This is a genomic window from Shewanella sp. VB17 (assembly GCF_013248905.1).
Classification (GTDB): Bacteria; Pseudomonadota; Gammaproteobacteria; order Enterobacterales; family Shewanellaceae; genus Shewanella.
Genome location: NZ_JABRVS010000001.1, coordinates 4,229,982 through 4,246,636, shown reverse-complemented (window position 1 = coordinate 4,246,636; position 16,655 = coordinate 4,229,982). Strand labels below are relative to the sequence as shown.

Here is a 16,655-nt window from a genome sequence, read left to right as displayed (position 1 = left end):
TAAGCAATAAGGTGTCTAGCAATGAACAGTTTACAGGCAGTGAACAGTATCGCCACAACAAGCAAGGCATTCGATCTTGACTGCGGTGTAGCCAATGCCATGAGTTTAGAACGTGAGATTGAATGGTTTTCTCAGATCTTAGATTTACGTATTAAGCTGTACTTCCAGCAAGAAAGTGAACTGACATCCTTGTCTCAACTTGCTGCACCTGATTTAAGCTCTGATCAATCTTTGTATGCAAAATGGGTTAAACAACACCTGCATCAAGATCAAGAAAGAATTGTGTTGTTAATGGCTTTAATTCCTCATATTCGCCCACAAGTCTTTGATACTTTTTTTATTCGTAATAGTCATTTTGATCGTGCTTATACTGAATTTGGTGGTAAACAAGGGCAAACACACAGTGGTTTTTTACCTACATGTGAAACTGCGGCTTTCATCATAGCAGCTGAAGATATGATAAAGCGTTTTAATATGACGTCTTTATTTGAAGCCCATCATCCTTTTTTACACCACAATGTCATCAAATTACTCGACGCTGGTGACGGTGAGCCTTTTTTCAGTAGTCCTTTTACAATTGAAGTCGAATTTCTGAATCGATTTACAACTGGGATCACAGAAAAACTGGATTACAGTACTCAATTTCCAGCCAAGTTAATCAAGAGTCAACTTGAGTGGGGTGATTTAGTATTGACAGCTGATGTAATGGAAGAGATAGATCAAATCAGGATTTGGATCGCTCATTCTGATCATATTTTACATGATTGGGGCTTGTCAAAATCGTTAAAACCAGGCTACAGAAGTTTATTTTATGGCCCACCAGGAACAGGGAAAACATTAACTGCGACTCTTATCGGTGCTGAATTTGGCTTAGATGTGTATCGTATTGATCTTTCTTCTATGGTGTCTAAATACATAGGTGAAACGGAGAAAAATTTAGCTAATTTGTTTGATCAAGCCGCCACTAAACGTTGGATCTTATTTTTTGATGAAGCCGATGCGTTATTTGGTACTCGTTCACAAGGTGGATCTGCCAATGATCGTCATTCAAATCAAGAGATCGCTTACTTATTACAAAGAATTGAAGATTTTCCCGGTATGGTTATTTTAGCGACAAATTTAAGGGCTAATATTGATGATGCTTTTTCACGCCGTTTTCAATCCTTGATCTATTTCCCTATGCCAGATGCAAACCAGCGTTTTGAGCTGTGGAGCAATATGCTTAATCATCGATATGAAGATGAACAATCAGGGCAACTGAAATTAATTGCTGAACAATATGAGCTTGCTGGTGGATCCATTGCTAATGTCGTGCGCTATGGAGCGATCAGAGCGATTCAATCAGATCATGACATGATGAGTTTTGATGACTTACGTAGCGGTATTGCCAAAGAGTTACGTAAAGAAGGCAAAACAATATGAAGCTTATGATTGAAGCTCTCATGAAAAATATTAGCCTCATGTGCCTCGCTCTGCTAGTGATAAGTGTGCTGTATTCATCATATGTATTGAGTGCAGACAAAAGAGTGATAAATCCATGTTTAACCAATATTGAGCTAACCAAGCAGGATCCCATATTGACCAGCAAGATATTTGGGGATTTGGTGCAAAAAAATCTAGGGATCGTATACCAAGATAATTCAGCATATCTCCAAGATTATGACAATCCTGGAACGTATTTGTCTGATGGAAAAGTAGGTCGGATCACTGAAAAATGGTTGGCGTATTTTTGTCATGAATTTAATCAGGCCCACATCGCTAAAAGTAACAGTGAGTTTGTCGCGCAACTATTGAGTTCATTGATGACTATCGCAGAATTAAGTCAGAATTATCCTCAATGGCGACAAATACTTAAGAGTTTGATATTTAGTGAATGGATGCAACAGCAAGCCGTGAATCAATTGACAAAACAAGATTGCATCGATAAACCTCAGTGTTATATTTCGGCTCAAACACTGCATTTAGCGATTGATGAATTTGTGTTGAGTCAACAAAATACATCCAAGCTAATACCGAGTACTGATAGCCCATTGGTAGCAAATAAAAGCATTTACTATCAGTTATCTAATACTGATATGAAAAAATTAGCCGTATGGAGTGATACGCGATTTAAATTGAATGAGTTAATGGATCAACCCTTTGCTAGCGAAGCGGCGATTGTTAAGGAACTTAGGCCACTTACCCTTGCTTTAGTTGGGGAATTGTCGCCCAGTAAAATCAATGCATTGCTTAATCAACTCGTGGTCGTAACACCTGCTAGTTATCAAAGTGTTGCTGCACCAACAATATCAAATTCAGCAGCAATAACCCAAGCTGCAACTTCATTATTACCCACAGATACGCCATCTGATCTCACTACCGTTCAAAAAGATCCAGCGGATCCATCAGGAGCTTCATCGGCAATAATAAATGAAGCTAGCGTTACCAAAGCTGCACCCGTTAGCGTATTAATGCAGCCTCAGAGTTATGCCATTACTAAACATAGTATTAAAGACTTTACTCAGGCTGTAAATACACTTAATGGTGAGGTGATGATTGCATTAACTCAAGCTCAAATGAAGCAGCTAGCAATGCTTGAGGCCATGGTATTTAATTCGCGCTATTTACTGAGCGTAGCATTAAAAGATATTGATTTAACGACATTAAGTGATGATGTATTCAAGAGTTTGGTTGAACTATTTAAAAAATTAATTAGGCCAACAGACATAAAGGTTAATGAATTAGTTTGGCAAGCCACTCCTGGTTGTGGTTGTGCGGAAAATATTAGCCTTGAAGGTAATCATTCCCCTATTTACTATGGGTTTTATCAATATTGGCAACCAGATGAGCAAACAATAGATTATAGCCGGTTAACTCGGATGGCTTATTTTTCAGCGTCAATTGATGGTAGTCGTGTGACAGTGCCCGACAATCTAAGAGTAACAAAGCCATTTTCAGAATTTGTTAATAGTGCGCATAATCATAGAGTCAAAGTTGATTTGGTGTTTTCAAATAACAACGGTTCTCCAGCTGAACAACAGGTTGAGATCGAATTTAACGATGCTTTGCTCAATGACATCATTGCAACGGTTCAAGCACCGCTTGAGGGTTACCCTATTAATAATTTAAAACCTATCATGAGTTTAGGCCAAAGCCCTAAGAGAAGTATGGCAGATGGTGTCACTTTGAATTTAGATCTACAACAAATCAATACTCAAGCTAAGGTCAATGAGGTTAATGCATTTATTAAAAAATTAAAAATGCAGCTCAATGCAAATAATGTGGGAGCAGATACAGCAGGCATTGAAGATCAATATTATTTAAACATGATTGTGCCCTCTTATGCACTTGTATCAGAAGCATCGCTGTTTTATACCCTGGATAATTTGGCGGAGTTAGAGCCATATATTAATTTGTATATTATGAAGTTTTCTCCTTTTTCATTAGCGCAAGAAAATACTCAGGAGGGGTTATCTAATGACATGAATATTTCTGAGTCTATGAATGTTGATGTAGAGCGACTTAAGCTGTTGCGTACTTATATGGGGGATAAAAAACATACCGATATCGCAGGGGTGTTATTTAATAAATCTATTCCCTTACTGCAAATAGATGGGCATAACACTGACTATATTAAACAGGTATTGAACTATACAAAATGGAGTTACTTAGGTGCAGCTTATTGGACATATCCTTTGTCTGATGGAGTGAGTGATTTAATTGATATAAGTTATTTTTCCGGTCAAGATTCCACATTTACTTTGATAAAACCAGCTGTGAACCTAGCGAATAAAGTGTGTGACACACTATGCCCATTGCGCTGGCCACTTAGAGTCGTGTTTTTACTGTTATTTTTGAGCTTAGCTATTTATATGTTGACATCACTGTGGGTTTTTAGACTCAGATCTCTCTATAAACGTTGGTATTTTTTTGCTTTTTTACTTGGATACGTTATTTTTATTATGTTGGTGTTTAGTTGTGATCCTTATTGGAAAGAACAGCAATCATTATTCTTATTTTTGTTTTTGTTCATTGCGTTGGTGGTGAATTTTTTTAGACAAAAAGAGATTGAAAAACGTAAAAACTTACCCTAATACGAGCTATTAGATGAGTACAGATTTAGTGATATTTAGTATATAAACACGGAGTGAAAGTCATGTCGATTTTGATGCCAAAAAAGCAAGTGAATAACGTCAGCCAACATCAGACTCGATGTGATAAAAGTGGCATAACTTTACCAGCACAAGCTACACTAACCATTGCTGATAATCGTAGCCAGACTCAACAACTTATGCAGCTAAAAGACAACTTAGAAGACGAAGAAAAGCTGTCTCAACAGGCCCCTATTCAACGGAAGGATAATCGTACCGGCCTGCCTGATAAACTTAAATCTGGTATGGAAAACCTGTCGGGCATGAGTTTAAATCATGTCAATGTTCATTATAATTCACCAAAACCTGCAGCGGTACAAGCGCATGCCTATGCTCAGGGCAGTGACATTCATTTAGGGGCGGGGCAGGAGCAGCATTTACCTCATGAGTTAGGTCACGTGGTACAGCAAGCGCAAGGTCGAGTACAAGCAACAACCAGTATTGCAGGCATGGCGGTGAACGACAATGCCAGCCTAGAGAGCGAAGCAACCTCGATGGGCGATAAGGCGCTACGAGGGGGATAAGGTAAAGGTTTGAGGTATGCGTACACAGATAGATAAGTCACAAAAAAATAAAAGTCGGGCCGCTGAAGATTCTATTGTCCAGAAGAACATTCATAGTAAGCAAGAAGCATTGGTAGATAACAGGCCCGAGTTTTTGCAAGTCACTCAACGACAAGAAATGATGAGTCATGCTGTTCGCAGCGATAGCAGAAAAATGTCAGGTGAGGTTATGCAGTGTTTGGCAATGAAATATGGTGATAGTGCTCCAATCCCTGCAGACGCATTAAAAATCGCCAATGCACAAAATGGAACTCGAGATGAGGATATTGGTGTGCAAGCGATTCCAGGAATGGTACCTGAAGCTGTGTATGATGCTATGGGAGATAAGGAAAAGGTATATATTGTTGCGCATGGTCGTGCTCCATTAGGGGATGAGCCGGCCATACTACAAGATGGTCATGGGGGAACACTGTCGGGGGCGAATGTCGCAGGCGTGATTAATAGCCTTAAAACTGGACTGGCACACAAGAATAAATCCATTGGCGCAGTCAAAATTGAAGCTTGTATGTCTGCGTTAAGTCGAAAAACCGAAGGCGGTTTTTTTGGGGAAACTTTTGTCACTGCCAAGCCTTCTTTATTAGCTGATGTAACAGCAAGCTTAGCGAAGGTCTATGATGTAGATAGCGTCACTGTTGAAGGAAATTTAGGGTTTTCTACGGGAAATGAGCTTGAGGAGGGAGGGGTAGGTAATTTATCTCCTAAAAATACAGAAGTGGGTTTACTTGCGGCTGTTTTAGAAGCCTTATCCGCTGTTTCAGCTGAGGATTGGGATTTAGATGCAAATAAAGCATTGAGAAAGGATGGGCTGAATATTGTGAGAAAATACAGTGCTGCATTAGCAGTTTTTGATAAAAACTCTCAAATAAGTCAACTTATTACTACGAAAACTGCGGTTTTAGTTAATCAATATTTAGGAGCAAAAGTAAAATTAGTAAGATTAGATGGAGACATGATTAATATTACGACTCTACTTGGCGGGTATATTCGTCAGGATCCAGCATAAAGCTAACACGGTGAGCGGGCGTGCAATTCTATGTCATTCTTGTTTGTTGAACATTTTACTAAAATAACACAGAATTATGAATACTACCGAATTTTGGAAACTACCTTTGAACACTATCTTTTGAAAACGACCCTATTTTATCATTGATACTTTTTCTTCATACATTTGATAGTCACTTTTTTCCATTCCCAGCGCAGCATACGTACGTTGAGCGTTAGTGTTGTCTTGCTCTACATAGAGTCTGAAGCTTGCAGCGCCATCATTATCTTCAGCTATTTTTTTGACTGCTTGATAGAGTTTATTGTAGATACCTTGTCGGCGATTTTGTGGGCGAATATAAACACTTTGTATCCAGTAATAATCCTTAGCACGCCAATCACTCCATTCGAATGTCACCATGAGAGATCCCGTTATCTCGCCATCAATTTCAGCGACGAGGTAGAAGCCTCTTTGTGGTTGTGACAATAAGGCATTAACGCCTTTAGCTAATATATCCTTATTTAAAGCAAGACCTTCGGTTTCTTTTGCCATGGCTAAATTAAACTGAATTAATGAATTAAGATCACATTTCTGACCTTTTCTAATGATCATATTGATTCCTATTTTTTGTGTTCTATCATGTGACTGTTCGATAAGGTTACAGCCGTTGAGGATGACAAAGCCCTTTATCGCATGCTAACTTTGAAAGTACTGATATGTCGGTGGCTCATATTGATATCTGAGTTAATTTGTGCACTTTATTAACAGTGAAATTCTTTGCAAAATAAGGTGAGCTGGATGATTTAATGTCGCACTGAGCTGACGCTAATGGCGCTGAGCTCTGTGCGGTACTAACATTGTTAGCCTTTGCTCAACATTAGTTGGGTGTTACCTTTGGCATCTTTTAGCAAGAGTTTACCTTGCGACATACTGGCACTCGTGACTTCTGGGATAGTTGACATCACTCTTTGCTCTTGCTCCATTAATGCATCGACACAGGCCTTCATCGTATTGCCGATAATCATAAGGCGTACATTACCTTCATTGATAGAGTAATTGCCGAAAAAATTATTACAGCTATTATTACCAGTAAACTTGCCCTCTTCAGCAAAAATAAGTTGTGCTGGACTATAATCTATAACGGGTCTGTCAATAATGGTTTCTATGTTCCAGACTCCTTGTATTTCGGTGGATTGGATCTGAGTTCCTCCAGAGCTTTGACAAGCAGCTAAGCCGATTAAGGCTACAGAGAAAATGAACGACTTGATAAACATGGTGGAGCCTTACATTGATATAGCTGTTACATTGTGACCATTATAGTGCAGAATAAGCAGCATTAAATCAGTATTTTTTAGTTGATATAGGTGAAATCTGTTTAATTGATGATTTTTCGATATATGCTGCTAGTCATTCACGGTTTAGTTGTTATTCATGTTTTAGTGGCTTTTTTTTTGTTCAGATCTGAGGCCTCTTTTTGACTCCTCTAACATAGGTGAGAGTTTTAGTGCTGAATCTGGAGTAAAGAAATTATAGCTAGTATCTATGCTGAGGTGTTCATTTTGCTGGTGGAGAAGTTTTTCTACTCGTTGAGATATATAGTTAAGGTCACGTTCTGAGTCGACAAATACTAAGACAACAAATTGTGTGTCGTCATAATGTGCCGCAATATCTGCTGTGCGTATGGTGTCTTGAATGATATTGCCGAGTAGCCTGTTGTGGTGCTCTTCAATATTTTGGGTTGTTGGATCCGGTAATAATTCAAAAAAGATAATACCAGCGTGAGCCCCGAAACGCCGGCCTAAACTGAGTTGTCTAGGTGCCATCATAATGAAACCATATTCATTTAACATGCCAGTGTCTTTGTCTCTCATCGACAGAGATTCAATACGTTGAGTCTGACAATAAAGCGACAGTTCTTGTTGCAGTAAGACCTGAAATGGCTCAAGCATAAAGGCATTAGCCTCTGTTTTTGAATTTAATACACAGATACAGCCAAACTGAGTACCATCCGGCCATAATATTGGCCGAGTTAATATGTTGTTAGCTTGATCAAAATCTTTAGGTAAATCGCTTTTTTTTTGATTGGTTAAGTCAATATTAAGACCAACTGGTGGGGTGTTGACTAGACGCTGAAAAATAGGCGTGTTTTGTTCAAATAGTGTTCCGGTCGTAAAACTGCGATTTTGGTGGATTGAGCTGACGATAATTTCAAAACCTTGACCTGTTTGCTGAATCACAAATACAACATCAGATTCATAATAACGGTGCATTAACTCACATTGATGCATCCACCTCACTAAATTGAGCTGGGTATTGTCACTTTCAAGCAGGCTGATAGTGGTATCAATATTTTCTGGAAGCATAAAAACCTAGGGTACGACACAGTTTACTGGTATTAATTGTGGTCGTTATACTGACTTTTAGCAATGTGATGAAATATAGAGATCCACTTCTGTCAATGTATGGATATCTGTATAATGCAACTCACAGGAATATAAAATGAGTCAGTTTTATGGACATTCGATTAGCGACTTTTGACGACATTGAGCAATTACATCGACTTGAGCGCCATTATCTTAATGATGAGTTAGGCGCCGAAGTTCAATCACATGCTTTTGATGGTCAGGCATTTGGGATGGATGAGCTTAAACATTTGCTTGAGAATGGCTGGATTGTTGTCGCTAAAGATAAACAAAATATTGTAGGTTATGTGATTGCTGGTCCTTGGTCATTTTTTCAAAATTGGCCTATTTATCGACATATTCTTAAGCAATTAAGTCTGTTTAGTCTACAAGGCATTCAGTTGACTCAAGATAACACTTGCCAGTATGGTCCTATTTGGATTCAGAAGGCATATCGTGGAAAAGGCATTTTTGAACAAATGGTAACAAGATTGAAAGATGTTGTTAGCGCTCGATATGCCTTTATGCTGACCTTTATTGCTGAAGATAATATGATTTCTTTTGCTGCCCATACCAATAAGGCATCAATGCCGGTATTAGATTTTTTTACTTTTGATGATAGAGATTATTATCTGTTGGCGCTTAATGTTGAAAATCACTAAGCGTCACCTTAAATGATCTATCCCCTTGAGTTGAACTCTGCCACGTCTCGATATACTGACTCCGCATCTTGAATGTGCTTTGAATCTATAGTCGTTGAATATAGCTGTGCCAACATGTAGTGTGACTTAATCAGAGTGCGGATCACTCATAAAATGACATAAAAAAACCACCCAGTAAGGTGGTTTTTTATTTTCTATCTGTGATTTGAGCACATTTTGATTGTTATTATATGGCGTCTGCGCGTAAGGCTTCAGCTTTATCGGTACGTTCCCATGGGAACTCATTACGACCAAAGTGACCATATGCCGCTGTAGATTGGTAAATTGGGCGAGCTAAATCTAACATTTCAGTTAAACCGTATGGGCGTAGATCAAAATGTTGGCGGACAAGTTGTATCAATAGTTCTTCAGAAACCTTGTTAGTGCCGAAAGTTTCTACGTTAATAGAGGTGGGTTCTGCGACGCCAATAGCATATGAAACTTGAATTTCACAACGTTCAGCAAGACCAGCAGCAACGATGTTTTTAGCAACATAGCGTGCGGCGTATGCTGCACTACGATCGACTTTTGATGGATCTTTTCCTGAGAATGCACCCCCTCCGTGACGAGCCATACCACCATAGGTATCAACGATAATTTTACGACCAGTAAGACCACAATCGCCCATGGGGCCACCAATAACAAAACGACCTGTAGGGTTAATGAAATACTTAGTGTCTTTTGTTAACCACTGTTCAGGAATGACTGGTTTAATGATGGTTTCCATCACGCCTTCGATAAGATCTTTTTGACCAATATCTTCACAATGCTGAGTCGACAAAACAATGGCGTCAATGCCAACAATTTTGTTGTCTTCATAAGCAAATGTGACCTGGCTTTTTGCATCTGGGCGTAACCAAGGTAATGTTTTGTTTTTACGTACTTCAGATTGACGTTTAACTAAGGCATGTGCATAGGTGATAGGTGCTGGCATTAATACGTCAGTTTCGTTACTTGCATAACCAAACATTAGTCCTTGATCACCAGCGCCTTGCTCTTTAGGATCTGCTCTATCAACACCTTGATTGATATCTGGCGATTGCTTACCGATGGCATTTAGAATGGCACAAGAATCGGCATCGAATCCCATGTCCGAATTAGTATAGCCAATGTCACGAACGGTTTTACGCGTTATTTCTTCGATATCGACCCAGGCAGAAGTGGTGACTTCTCCTCCAACCATGACCATGCCGGTTTTTACGTATGTTTCACACGCAACACGAGCTTTAGGATCTTGTTTTAGTATTGCGTCTAATACCGCGTCAGAAATCTGATCGGCGATTTTATCTGGATGACCTTCTGAGACAGACTCAGAGGTGAATAAATGCTTTGACATGGTATAAAATCTCGTCGTTGAAGAATTTGAATGTATACCCAAGCGATCAAACCGGAGTATGTGGCGAATGTATCTTCAGCTTAGGCTAAAACACGATCATGAGCCGTTTGGGTATAGAAGTATCTACATCTAGACGGCTATTTTAATTCATTATGGTCAGCTTATCACCCCCAATGACAAATTATTCATTGAAGTTGTAACCATAAGTCTGTTTTTTTGTGTTTTTATGTGGGATTTTATTATTTAAAATCAGTGTTTTGTGTTTTTGTTTGTGTGTTTTATTTATGTGTGTTTTTTGTTTTACAGGAGGGGATAAATTAAGAGGGGATAAGAAATATATCTATTTGTTTTATTTGGCGATAAAGAGGAAAAATACTATAAGCGCAATAAACATTTGCGTCAACAGGTTATGTAGGCGAAAATATGGCTCCAAAATTGCCGTAGAGCGTCGATAGTTTGATTTGTACTAATCGATATAGTGCTCGTTGCTCTAGACCCCCCAAAAAACAAGCAGGAGAGAGCATGTCATCTCGTAAAGAACTCGCAAACGCTATTCGCGCATTAACCATGGATGCCGTTCAAAAAGCCAATTCAGGTCACCCCGGTGCACCTATGGGAATGGCTGACATCGCTGAAGTGCTTTGGAATGACTTCCTTAAGCACAACCCGAATAATCCTGAGTGGGTTGATCGTGATCGCTTTATTTTATCAAACGGCCATGGCTCTATGCTTATCTACTCTTTGCTTCACCTTACTGGTTACGCATTGCCTATCGAAGAGCTTAAAAACTTTCGTCAGCTGCATTCAAAAACCCCAGGTCACCCTGAGTATGGCTATACACCAGGTGTGGAAACGACCACGGGTCCATTAGGTGCAGGCATTAGTAATGCCGTGGGCATGGCAATTGCTGAGAAGACATTGGCGGCTCAGTTTAACCAACCAGATCATGATATCGTTGATCACTTCACATATTGTTTCCTTGGCGATGGGTGTTTAATGGAAGGGATCTCACACGAGGTTTGTTCATTAGCGGGAACTTTAGGCCTAGGTAAGTTAATCACGTTCTGGGATGATAATGGCATCTCTATCGACGGCCATGTAGAAGGTTGGTTTACTGACGATACGCCTAAACGCTTTGAATCTTATGGTTGGCATGTTATTGCGAATGTCGATGGTCATGACAGTGATGCGATCCGTACTGCTATTGAAGCGGCTAAGTCTGTGACTGATAAACCCACGATGATTTGTTGTAAAACCACCATAGGTTTTGGCTCACCAAACAAGTCTGGCAGTCATGACTGTCACGGTGCGCCATTGGGTGATGCGGAAATTGCAGCTGCACGTGAATTCCTTGGTTGGGAGCACGCAGCCTTTGAGATCCCTGAAAATGTTTATACCGGTTGGGATGCAAAAGAAACGGGTGCGATTAACGAAGCAAACTGGAACGAAAAATTTGCAGCTTATGAAGCGGCATTCCCTGAGCTTGCTGCTGAATACAAACGCCGAGTTATTACAGGCGAGTTGCCTGCCGATTTCGAAGAAAAAGCACAGGCTTTTATTCAAGAATCTCAAGATAAAGCTGAAGGCATTGCCAGTCGTAAAGCATCACAAAATGCCATTGGTGCATTCGGTGCTATTTTACCTGAAATGCTCGGTGGTTCTGCTGACCTCGCTGGTTCAAATTTGACGTTATGGTCTGGCTCTAAAGGGATTCAAAATGACCCTGCCGGTAACTACATCTACTACGGTGTACGTGAATTCGGTATGAGCGGTATAATGAATGGCGCATCACTGCATGGTGGTTTTATTAATTATGGTGCGACCTTCATGATGTTTATGGAATACGCCCGTAACGCTGTGCGTATGTCTGCACTCATGGGAATTCAAAATATTTTTGTTTATACTCACGATTCAATTGGTCAAGGTGAAGACGGTCCAACTCATCAGCCCATAGAGCAACTTGCTAATTTGCGCATGACCCCCAATATGACAGTTTGGCGTCCATGTGATGCAGCTGAAACAGCAGTATCTTGGAAGTCAGCAATCGAGCGTCGTGATGCACCGACTTCGTTAATCTTTAGTCGCCAAGGTTTACAGGCGCAGCCGCGTACTGCAGAGCAGCTAGCCAACGTGGCTAAAGGTGGTTATATTTTAGTGGATTGTGTTGGTACACCTGATATTATTCTTATCGCGACAGGCAGTGAAGTTCAGCTGGCTGTTGATTCAGCTGCGGTATTAACAGATCAAGGTCAAAAAGTGCGCGTAGTGTCTATGCCTTCGACTAATGAATTTGATAAACAAGAAGCTAGCTATAAAGAGTGTGTATTACCCCGTACTGTCACTAAACGCATTGCTATTGAAGCGGCTCATGTGGACTTTTGGCATAAATACGTTGGTTTTGATGGTGATGTTGTCGGTATGACGACATTTGGCGAGTCTGCACCTGGTGGAGATTTGTTGAAGCACTTTGGTTTTACAGTTGAAAATGTCGTAGCAACTGTTAATAAGCTATAGGACAGCCAATAAAGCATGGGAGGTAAGCCATGCTTTATTGAATCAGTGGATAATAGATTTCTCTATAGATGTAAAATAGCTTTTTTATTTTAAGCATTTATAACACAACGGCTTACTGATTAAGGTAAGCCGTTGTTGTATTAAGAAGTGGCCGAGTTCAAGGGGGAATCCTTGAATTAACGGCATTGGGATCTGTTCCATAGGGATATGGTCAATGCCTTTAAAGCGTATAGAACGATTAAAACCGTGGTGGTCTTCATTAAATTGCTGGACTCGTTATTCTCATTCGCCATTTTATAACATAGAAATAGGGTGCTTCTTGTCGTGCTCTATGGCAGTGCTGAAATGAGCATCTTGACGTCACTTGGGTATAAGGAATAGGTCAATGATCAGAGTTGCAATCAATGGGTATGGCCGAATAGGGCGTTCGATCCTTCGGGCTGTTTACGAAACGGGTAAACGTGATCAAATTCAAATCGTGGCTATTAACGAACTCGCTAAACCGGAAGCCATGCTTCATCTGACACAATATGATACCACTCATGGTCGCTTTCAATCTCAGGTACAGCTCGATTCTGATAGCAACAAGATGTTAATAGGTGATGATGCCATTACCTTGTTGCATCAAAGTGACCCTAGTCAACTTCCATGGGGTGAAATGGAAGTTGATATTGTTTATGAGGCGACAGGGGTATTGTCCGACAGGGAAAGTTGTGAGGCTCACATTCATGCCGGTGCTAAACAGGTATTAATTAGCCACCCATCATCGAGTAATGTCGATGCCACCATTGTGTATGGTGTTAATCATCACTTACTCAAAGCTGAGCACACCGTCGTTTCAAATGCCTCATGTACAACTAATTGTATTGTGCCTGTCATTGAAGTATTAGATAAGCATTTTACGGTAAAAAGTGGCGCTATCACGACGATTCATTCAGCGATGAATGATCAGCAAGTCATTGATGCCTATCATGATGATCTGCGCCGAACACGCGCTGCAGGGCAGTCTATTATTCCGGTAGATACTAAATTGGCGAGGGGCATAGAGCGTATATTGCCACACATGAAAAATAAGTTTGAAGCTATTTCAGTACGTGTACCGACGATTAATGTCACTGCCATTGATGTATCGGTTACGATTAATGCAAAAGTGGATATCGCATTGGTGAATAAGGTACTTTTTGATGCATCTAAGGGTCTTTATAAAGGTGTTTTAGGTTACACTAACGAGCCTCTTGTATCCTGTGATTTTAACCATGATCCACGATCGAGTATTGTTGATGGTACTCAAACGCGTGTCAGTGACGGTCATCTAGTGAAGCTGCTTTTATGGTGTGATAATGAGTGGGGCTTCGCCAACCGTATGCTAGATACTAGTTTAGAAATGATAAAAGCAAGAAGAGCCTAAACAATCATTTTTACTGATGGCGGGATCTAGTGTCTCGGCGGTCAGATAATTCGTTTATTTTTAACTTTAATCTTAAGCATTTAAGGAAACGTAGTATGGCTATTATTAATATGTCTGCATTAGATTTACAAGGTAAGCGAGTGCTTATTCGTGAAGATCTAAATGTGCCCATCAGTGACGGTGTTGTCAGCAGTGACGCACGTTTACGTGCTGCGCTGCCAACGATTAAACTTGCCCTTGAAAAAGGCGCAGCTGTGATGGTGATGTCACACCTAGGACGTCCAGTCGAAGGTGAGTTTAATCCAGACTTCTCTCTGCAGCCTGTGGTCGACTACCTGACAAAAATGCTTCCTTGCCCTGTTCGCTTGGCCAAAGATTACCTTAATGGTGTAAAGGCTCATGTCGGTGAAGTAGTGGTGTTTGAAAACGTACGCTTCAATGTTGGTGAAAAGAAAAACGATGAGGCTTTAGCGATAAAGTTAGCGGCGCTGTGTGATGTGTTTGTCATGGACGCATTTGGTACGGCGCATCGCGCTCAAGCATCGACTCATGGTGTTGGTTTACATGCACCCGTAGCGTGTGCAGGTCCTTTATTGGTTGGTGAGTTAGAAGCCTTAGCCAAGGCGATGGATAATCCTGCTCGTCCATTTGTTGCCATTGTTGGTGGTGCTAAAGTGTCGACTAAATTGACGGTACTAGAGAGTTTGTCTGGTATCGTAGATCAGCTTGTTGTTGGAGGGGGTATTGCTAACACTTTTATTGCAGCAGCAGGTCACCAAGTTGGTCAGTCACTTTATGAAGCCGATCTTATCGAAGAGGCTAAGCGTTTAGTGGCTAATGCTCAAAGCCGAGGCGGCGATATTCCCGTGCCCACAGATGTGGTGGTTGCTGGTGAGTTTAGTCCAACGGCAAATGCAAGCCTTAAAGACGTAAGTCAGGTAGCAAATGATGATATGATCTTCGATATAGGGCCTAACAGCGCTGAAGTATTAGCTGACATAATTAACAATGCAGGCACTATTGTCTGGAATGGTCCAGTGGGGGTATTTGAGTTTGATCAATTTGGTGAAGGCACCAAACGTATTGCCCAAGCCATTGCAGATTCAAGCGCATTTTCCATTGCTGGTGGTGGAGACACGCTGGCTGCGGTAGATAAATACGGTATTGCCGATAAAGTGTCATATATTTCTACAGGAGGTGGGGCTTTCCTTGAATTTTTAGAAGGAAAGGAACTTCCTGCAGTAGCTATGTTAGAATCTCGCGGAAAATAGTGAACATCAGTTGATTTAAAATTAAAAAAATAAAAATGTAATATGTTTTAAATCGACAAGTAAAAGAAACCGTGTGTTGGTTCAGGTTAGCTTATTGACTCAGGTAAATAAGCCAATTTGAACCAGGACATAAAAATCAATCCAAACGATAGCTACCTCGGTGGTATTTAGTCACCCTATTATTGGAGTAAAAAATGGCTTTAATTTCCCTACGTCAAATGCTTGATCATGCAGCAGAGCATGATTATGGCGTCCCCGCTTTTAATGTGAATAACCTAGAGCAGATGCGCGCGATTATGCAAGCTGCTGAAGCGACAGATAGCCCTGTTATTGTGCAGGCTTCTGCCGGTGCACGTAAATATGCCCGTCCTCAATTTCTTAAGTATTTGATGGCTGCAGCACTTGAGCAATATCCTGACATTCCAGTGTGTATTCATCAAGATCATGGTACTGATCCTGATATCTGTCAGCGCTCAATCCAACTTGGTATGTCATCTGTGATGATGGATGGCTCTTTAATGGCAGATGGTAAGACCCCAGCTTCTTATGAATATAATGTTGATGTAACACGTAAAACGGTAGCGTTTGCTCATGCTTGTGGTGTGTCAGTTGAAGGTGAAATTGGTTGTCTTGGAAGCTTAGAAACCGGTGAAGCTGGTGAAGAAGACGGGATCGGTGCTGCAGGTATTCTGAGTATGGATCAGATGTTAACGACCCCTGAAGAAGCGGCACGTTTTGTGTCAGATACTCATGTCGATGCTTTAGCTATTGCGATTGGCACTAGCCATGGCGCCTATAAGTTTAGCCGTAAACCTACTGGTGATGTGTTGCGCATTGATCGTATCAAAGAGATCCATGCACGTATTCCTAACACTCACTTAGTGATGCACGGTTCTTCATCTGTGCCACAAGAGTGGTTAGAGATCATCAATCAGTACGGGGGCACGATCCCTGAAACTTACGGCGTTCCTTTAGAAGAGATTGTCGAAGGTATCAAACATGGTGTGCGTAAAGTGAATATAGATACCGATCTACGTTTAGCCTCTACGGGTGCCGTTCGTAAATTTTTGGCTGAAAATCCAAGTGAATTTGATCCGCGTAAATTCCTTAAAGCATCAATGGAAGCAATGGCTGATATCTGTACTACTCGTTATGAAGCATTTGGTTGTGCTGGCATGGCTTCTAAGATTAAGCCTAAATCACTGCAAGCGATGTACAAAGCATATCAATCTGGTGAATTAGATCCACAAATAAAATAAAGACCTAAGGTCATTGCTTTAAAATACCCACATCTTGTGGGTATTTTCGTTTTTAAAGTGCTAGAGTTGTTATGTTTTTCACTGTGTAT

13 protein-coding genes are annotated in these 16,655 nt (G+C 40.6%); 9 read left to right on the top strand and 4 right to left on the bottom strand.

Annotation, left to right across the window (positions count from 1 at the left end):
- The first annotated feature begins 21 nt into the window (after positions 1-21).
- The 4 genes from HQQ94_RS18370 (at position 22) to HQQ94_RS18355 (ending at position 5,696) form a co-directional block, all read left to right on the top strand.
- Positions 22-1,422: an ATP-binding protein gene (locus HQQ94_RS18370; RefSeq protein WP_173295775.1), complete on the top strand. Its 1,401-nt coding sequence runs from the start codon at positions 22-24 to the stop codon at positions 1,420-1,422.
- A gap of 155 nt (positions 1,423-1,577) precedes the next feature.
- Entirely contained in the window at positions 1,578-4,073 is a 2,496-nt protein-coding gene (locus HQQ94_RS18365) for a hypothetical protein (RefSeq protein ID WP_173295774.1), read from the top strand.
- A gap of 62 nt (positions 4,074-4,135) precedes the next feature.
- Positions 4,136-4,654, top strand: a complete 519-nt coding sequence (locus HQQ94_RS18360; protein WP_254304096.1) for a DUF4157 domain-containing protein — start codon at positions 4,136-4,138, stop codon at positions 4,652-4,654.
- 16 nt (positions 4,655-4,670) lie between these two features.
- The gene (locus tag HQQ94_RS18355) at positions 4,671-5,696 is read left to right on the top strand and encodes a hypothetical protein (RefSeq protein ID WP_173295773.1); all 1,026 of its coding nucleotides are present in this window, start codon (positions 4,671-4,673) and stop codon (positions 5,694-5,696) included.
- A 132-nt stretch (positions 5,697-5,828) separates the two neighbouring features.
- Here HQQ94_RS18355 and HQQ94_RS18350 read toward each other — a convergent pair whose 3' ends face one another.
- From HQQ94_RS18350 to HQQ94_RS18340, 3 genes are all read right to left on the bottom strand, one after another.
- The gene (locus tag HQQ94_RS18350; RefSeq protein WP_173295772.1) at positions 5,829-6,287 is read right to left on the bottom strand and encodes a GNAT family N-acetyltransferase; all 459 of its coding nucleotides are present in this window, start codon (positions 6,285-6,287) and stop codon (positions 5,829-5,831) included.
- Between the two features lie 248 nt (positions 6,288-6,535).
- Positions 6,536-6,949 carry an META domain-containing protein gene (locus HQQ94_RS18345; protein WP_173295771.1) on the bottom strand — a complete coding sequence of 138 codons (414 nt, stop codon included), beginning with the start codon at positions 6,947-6,949 and terminating at the stop codon, positions 6,536-6,538.
- A 162-nt stretch (positions 6,950-7,111) separates the two neighbouring features.
- The gene (locus HQQ94_RS18340; RefSeq protein WP_173295770.1) at positions 7,112-8,038 is read right to left on the bottom strand and encodes a GGDEF domain-containing protein; all 927 of its coding nucleotides are present in this window, start codon (positions 8,036-8,038) and stop codon (positions 7,112-7,114) included.
- Positions 8,039-8,187: 149 nt separating this feature from the next.
- Between HQQ94_RS18340 and HQQ94_RS18335 the strand changes: the two genes are divergently transcribed.
- On the top strand, positions 8,188-8,739 hold the full coding sequence (locus HQQ94_RS18335) for a GNAT family N-acetyltransferase (RefSeq protein WP_173295769.1): 552 nt from the start codon (positions 8,188-8,190) through the stop codon (positions 8,737-8,739).
- 226 nt (positions 8,740-8,965) lie between these two features.
- Here the strand turns inward: HQQ94_RS18335 and metK are convergent, their stop codons facing one another.
- The gene (metK, locus tag HQQ94_RS18330) at positions 8,966-10,114 is read right to left on the bottom strand and encodes a methionine adenosyltransferase (RefSeq protein ID WP_173295768.1); all 1,149 of its coding nucleotides are present in this window, start codon (positions 10,112-10,114) and stop codon (positions 8,966-8,968) included.
- A gap of 522 nt (positions 10,115-10,636) precedes the next feature.
- Between metK and tkt the strand changes: the two genes are divergently transcribed.
- The 4 genes from tkt to fba all read left to right on the top strand — a co-directional run bounded on the left by tkt (position 10,637) and on the right by fba (position 16,566).
- The gene (gene tkt / locus HQQ94_RS18325; protein ID WP_173295767.1) at positions 10,637-12,628 is read left to right on the top strand and encodes a transketolase; all 1,992 of its coding nucleotides are present in this window, start codon (positions 10,637-10,639) and stop codon (positions 12,626-12,628) included.
- A 385-nt stretch (positions 12,629-13,013) separates the two neighbouring features.
- Positions 13,014-14,036, top strand: coding sequence for an erythrose-4-phosphate dehydrogenase (gene epd, locus HQQ94_RS18320; protein WP_173295766.1), 1,023 nt, complete (start codon positions 13,014-13,016; stop codon positions 14,034-14,036).
- Between the two features lie 95 nt (positions 14,037-14,131).
- Positions 14,132-15,307, top strand: coding sequence for a phosphoglycerate kinase (locus HQQ94_RS18315; RefSeq protein ID WP_173295765.1), 1,176 nt, complete (start codon positions 14,132-14,134; stop codon positions 15,305-15,307).
- 194 nt (positions 15,308-15,501) lie between these two features.
- Positions 15,502-16,566 carry a class II fructose-bisphosphate aldolase gene (fba, locus tag HQQ94_RS18310; RefSeq protein WP_173295764.1) on the top strand — a complete coding sequence of 355 codons (1,065 nt, stop codon included), beginning with the start codon at positions 15,502-15,504 and terminating at the stop codon, positions 16,564-16,566.
- The last annotated feature ends 89 nt before the right edge of the window (positions 16,567-16,655 follow it).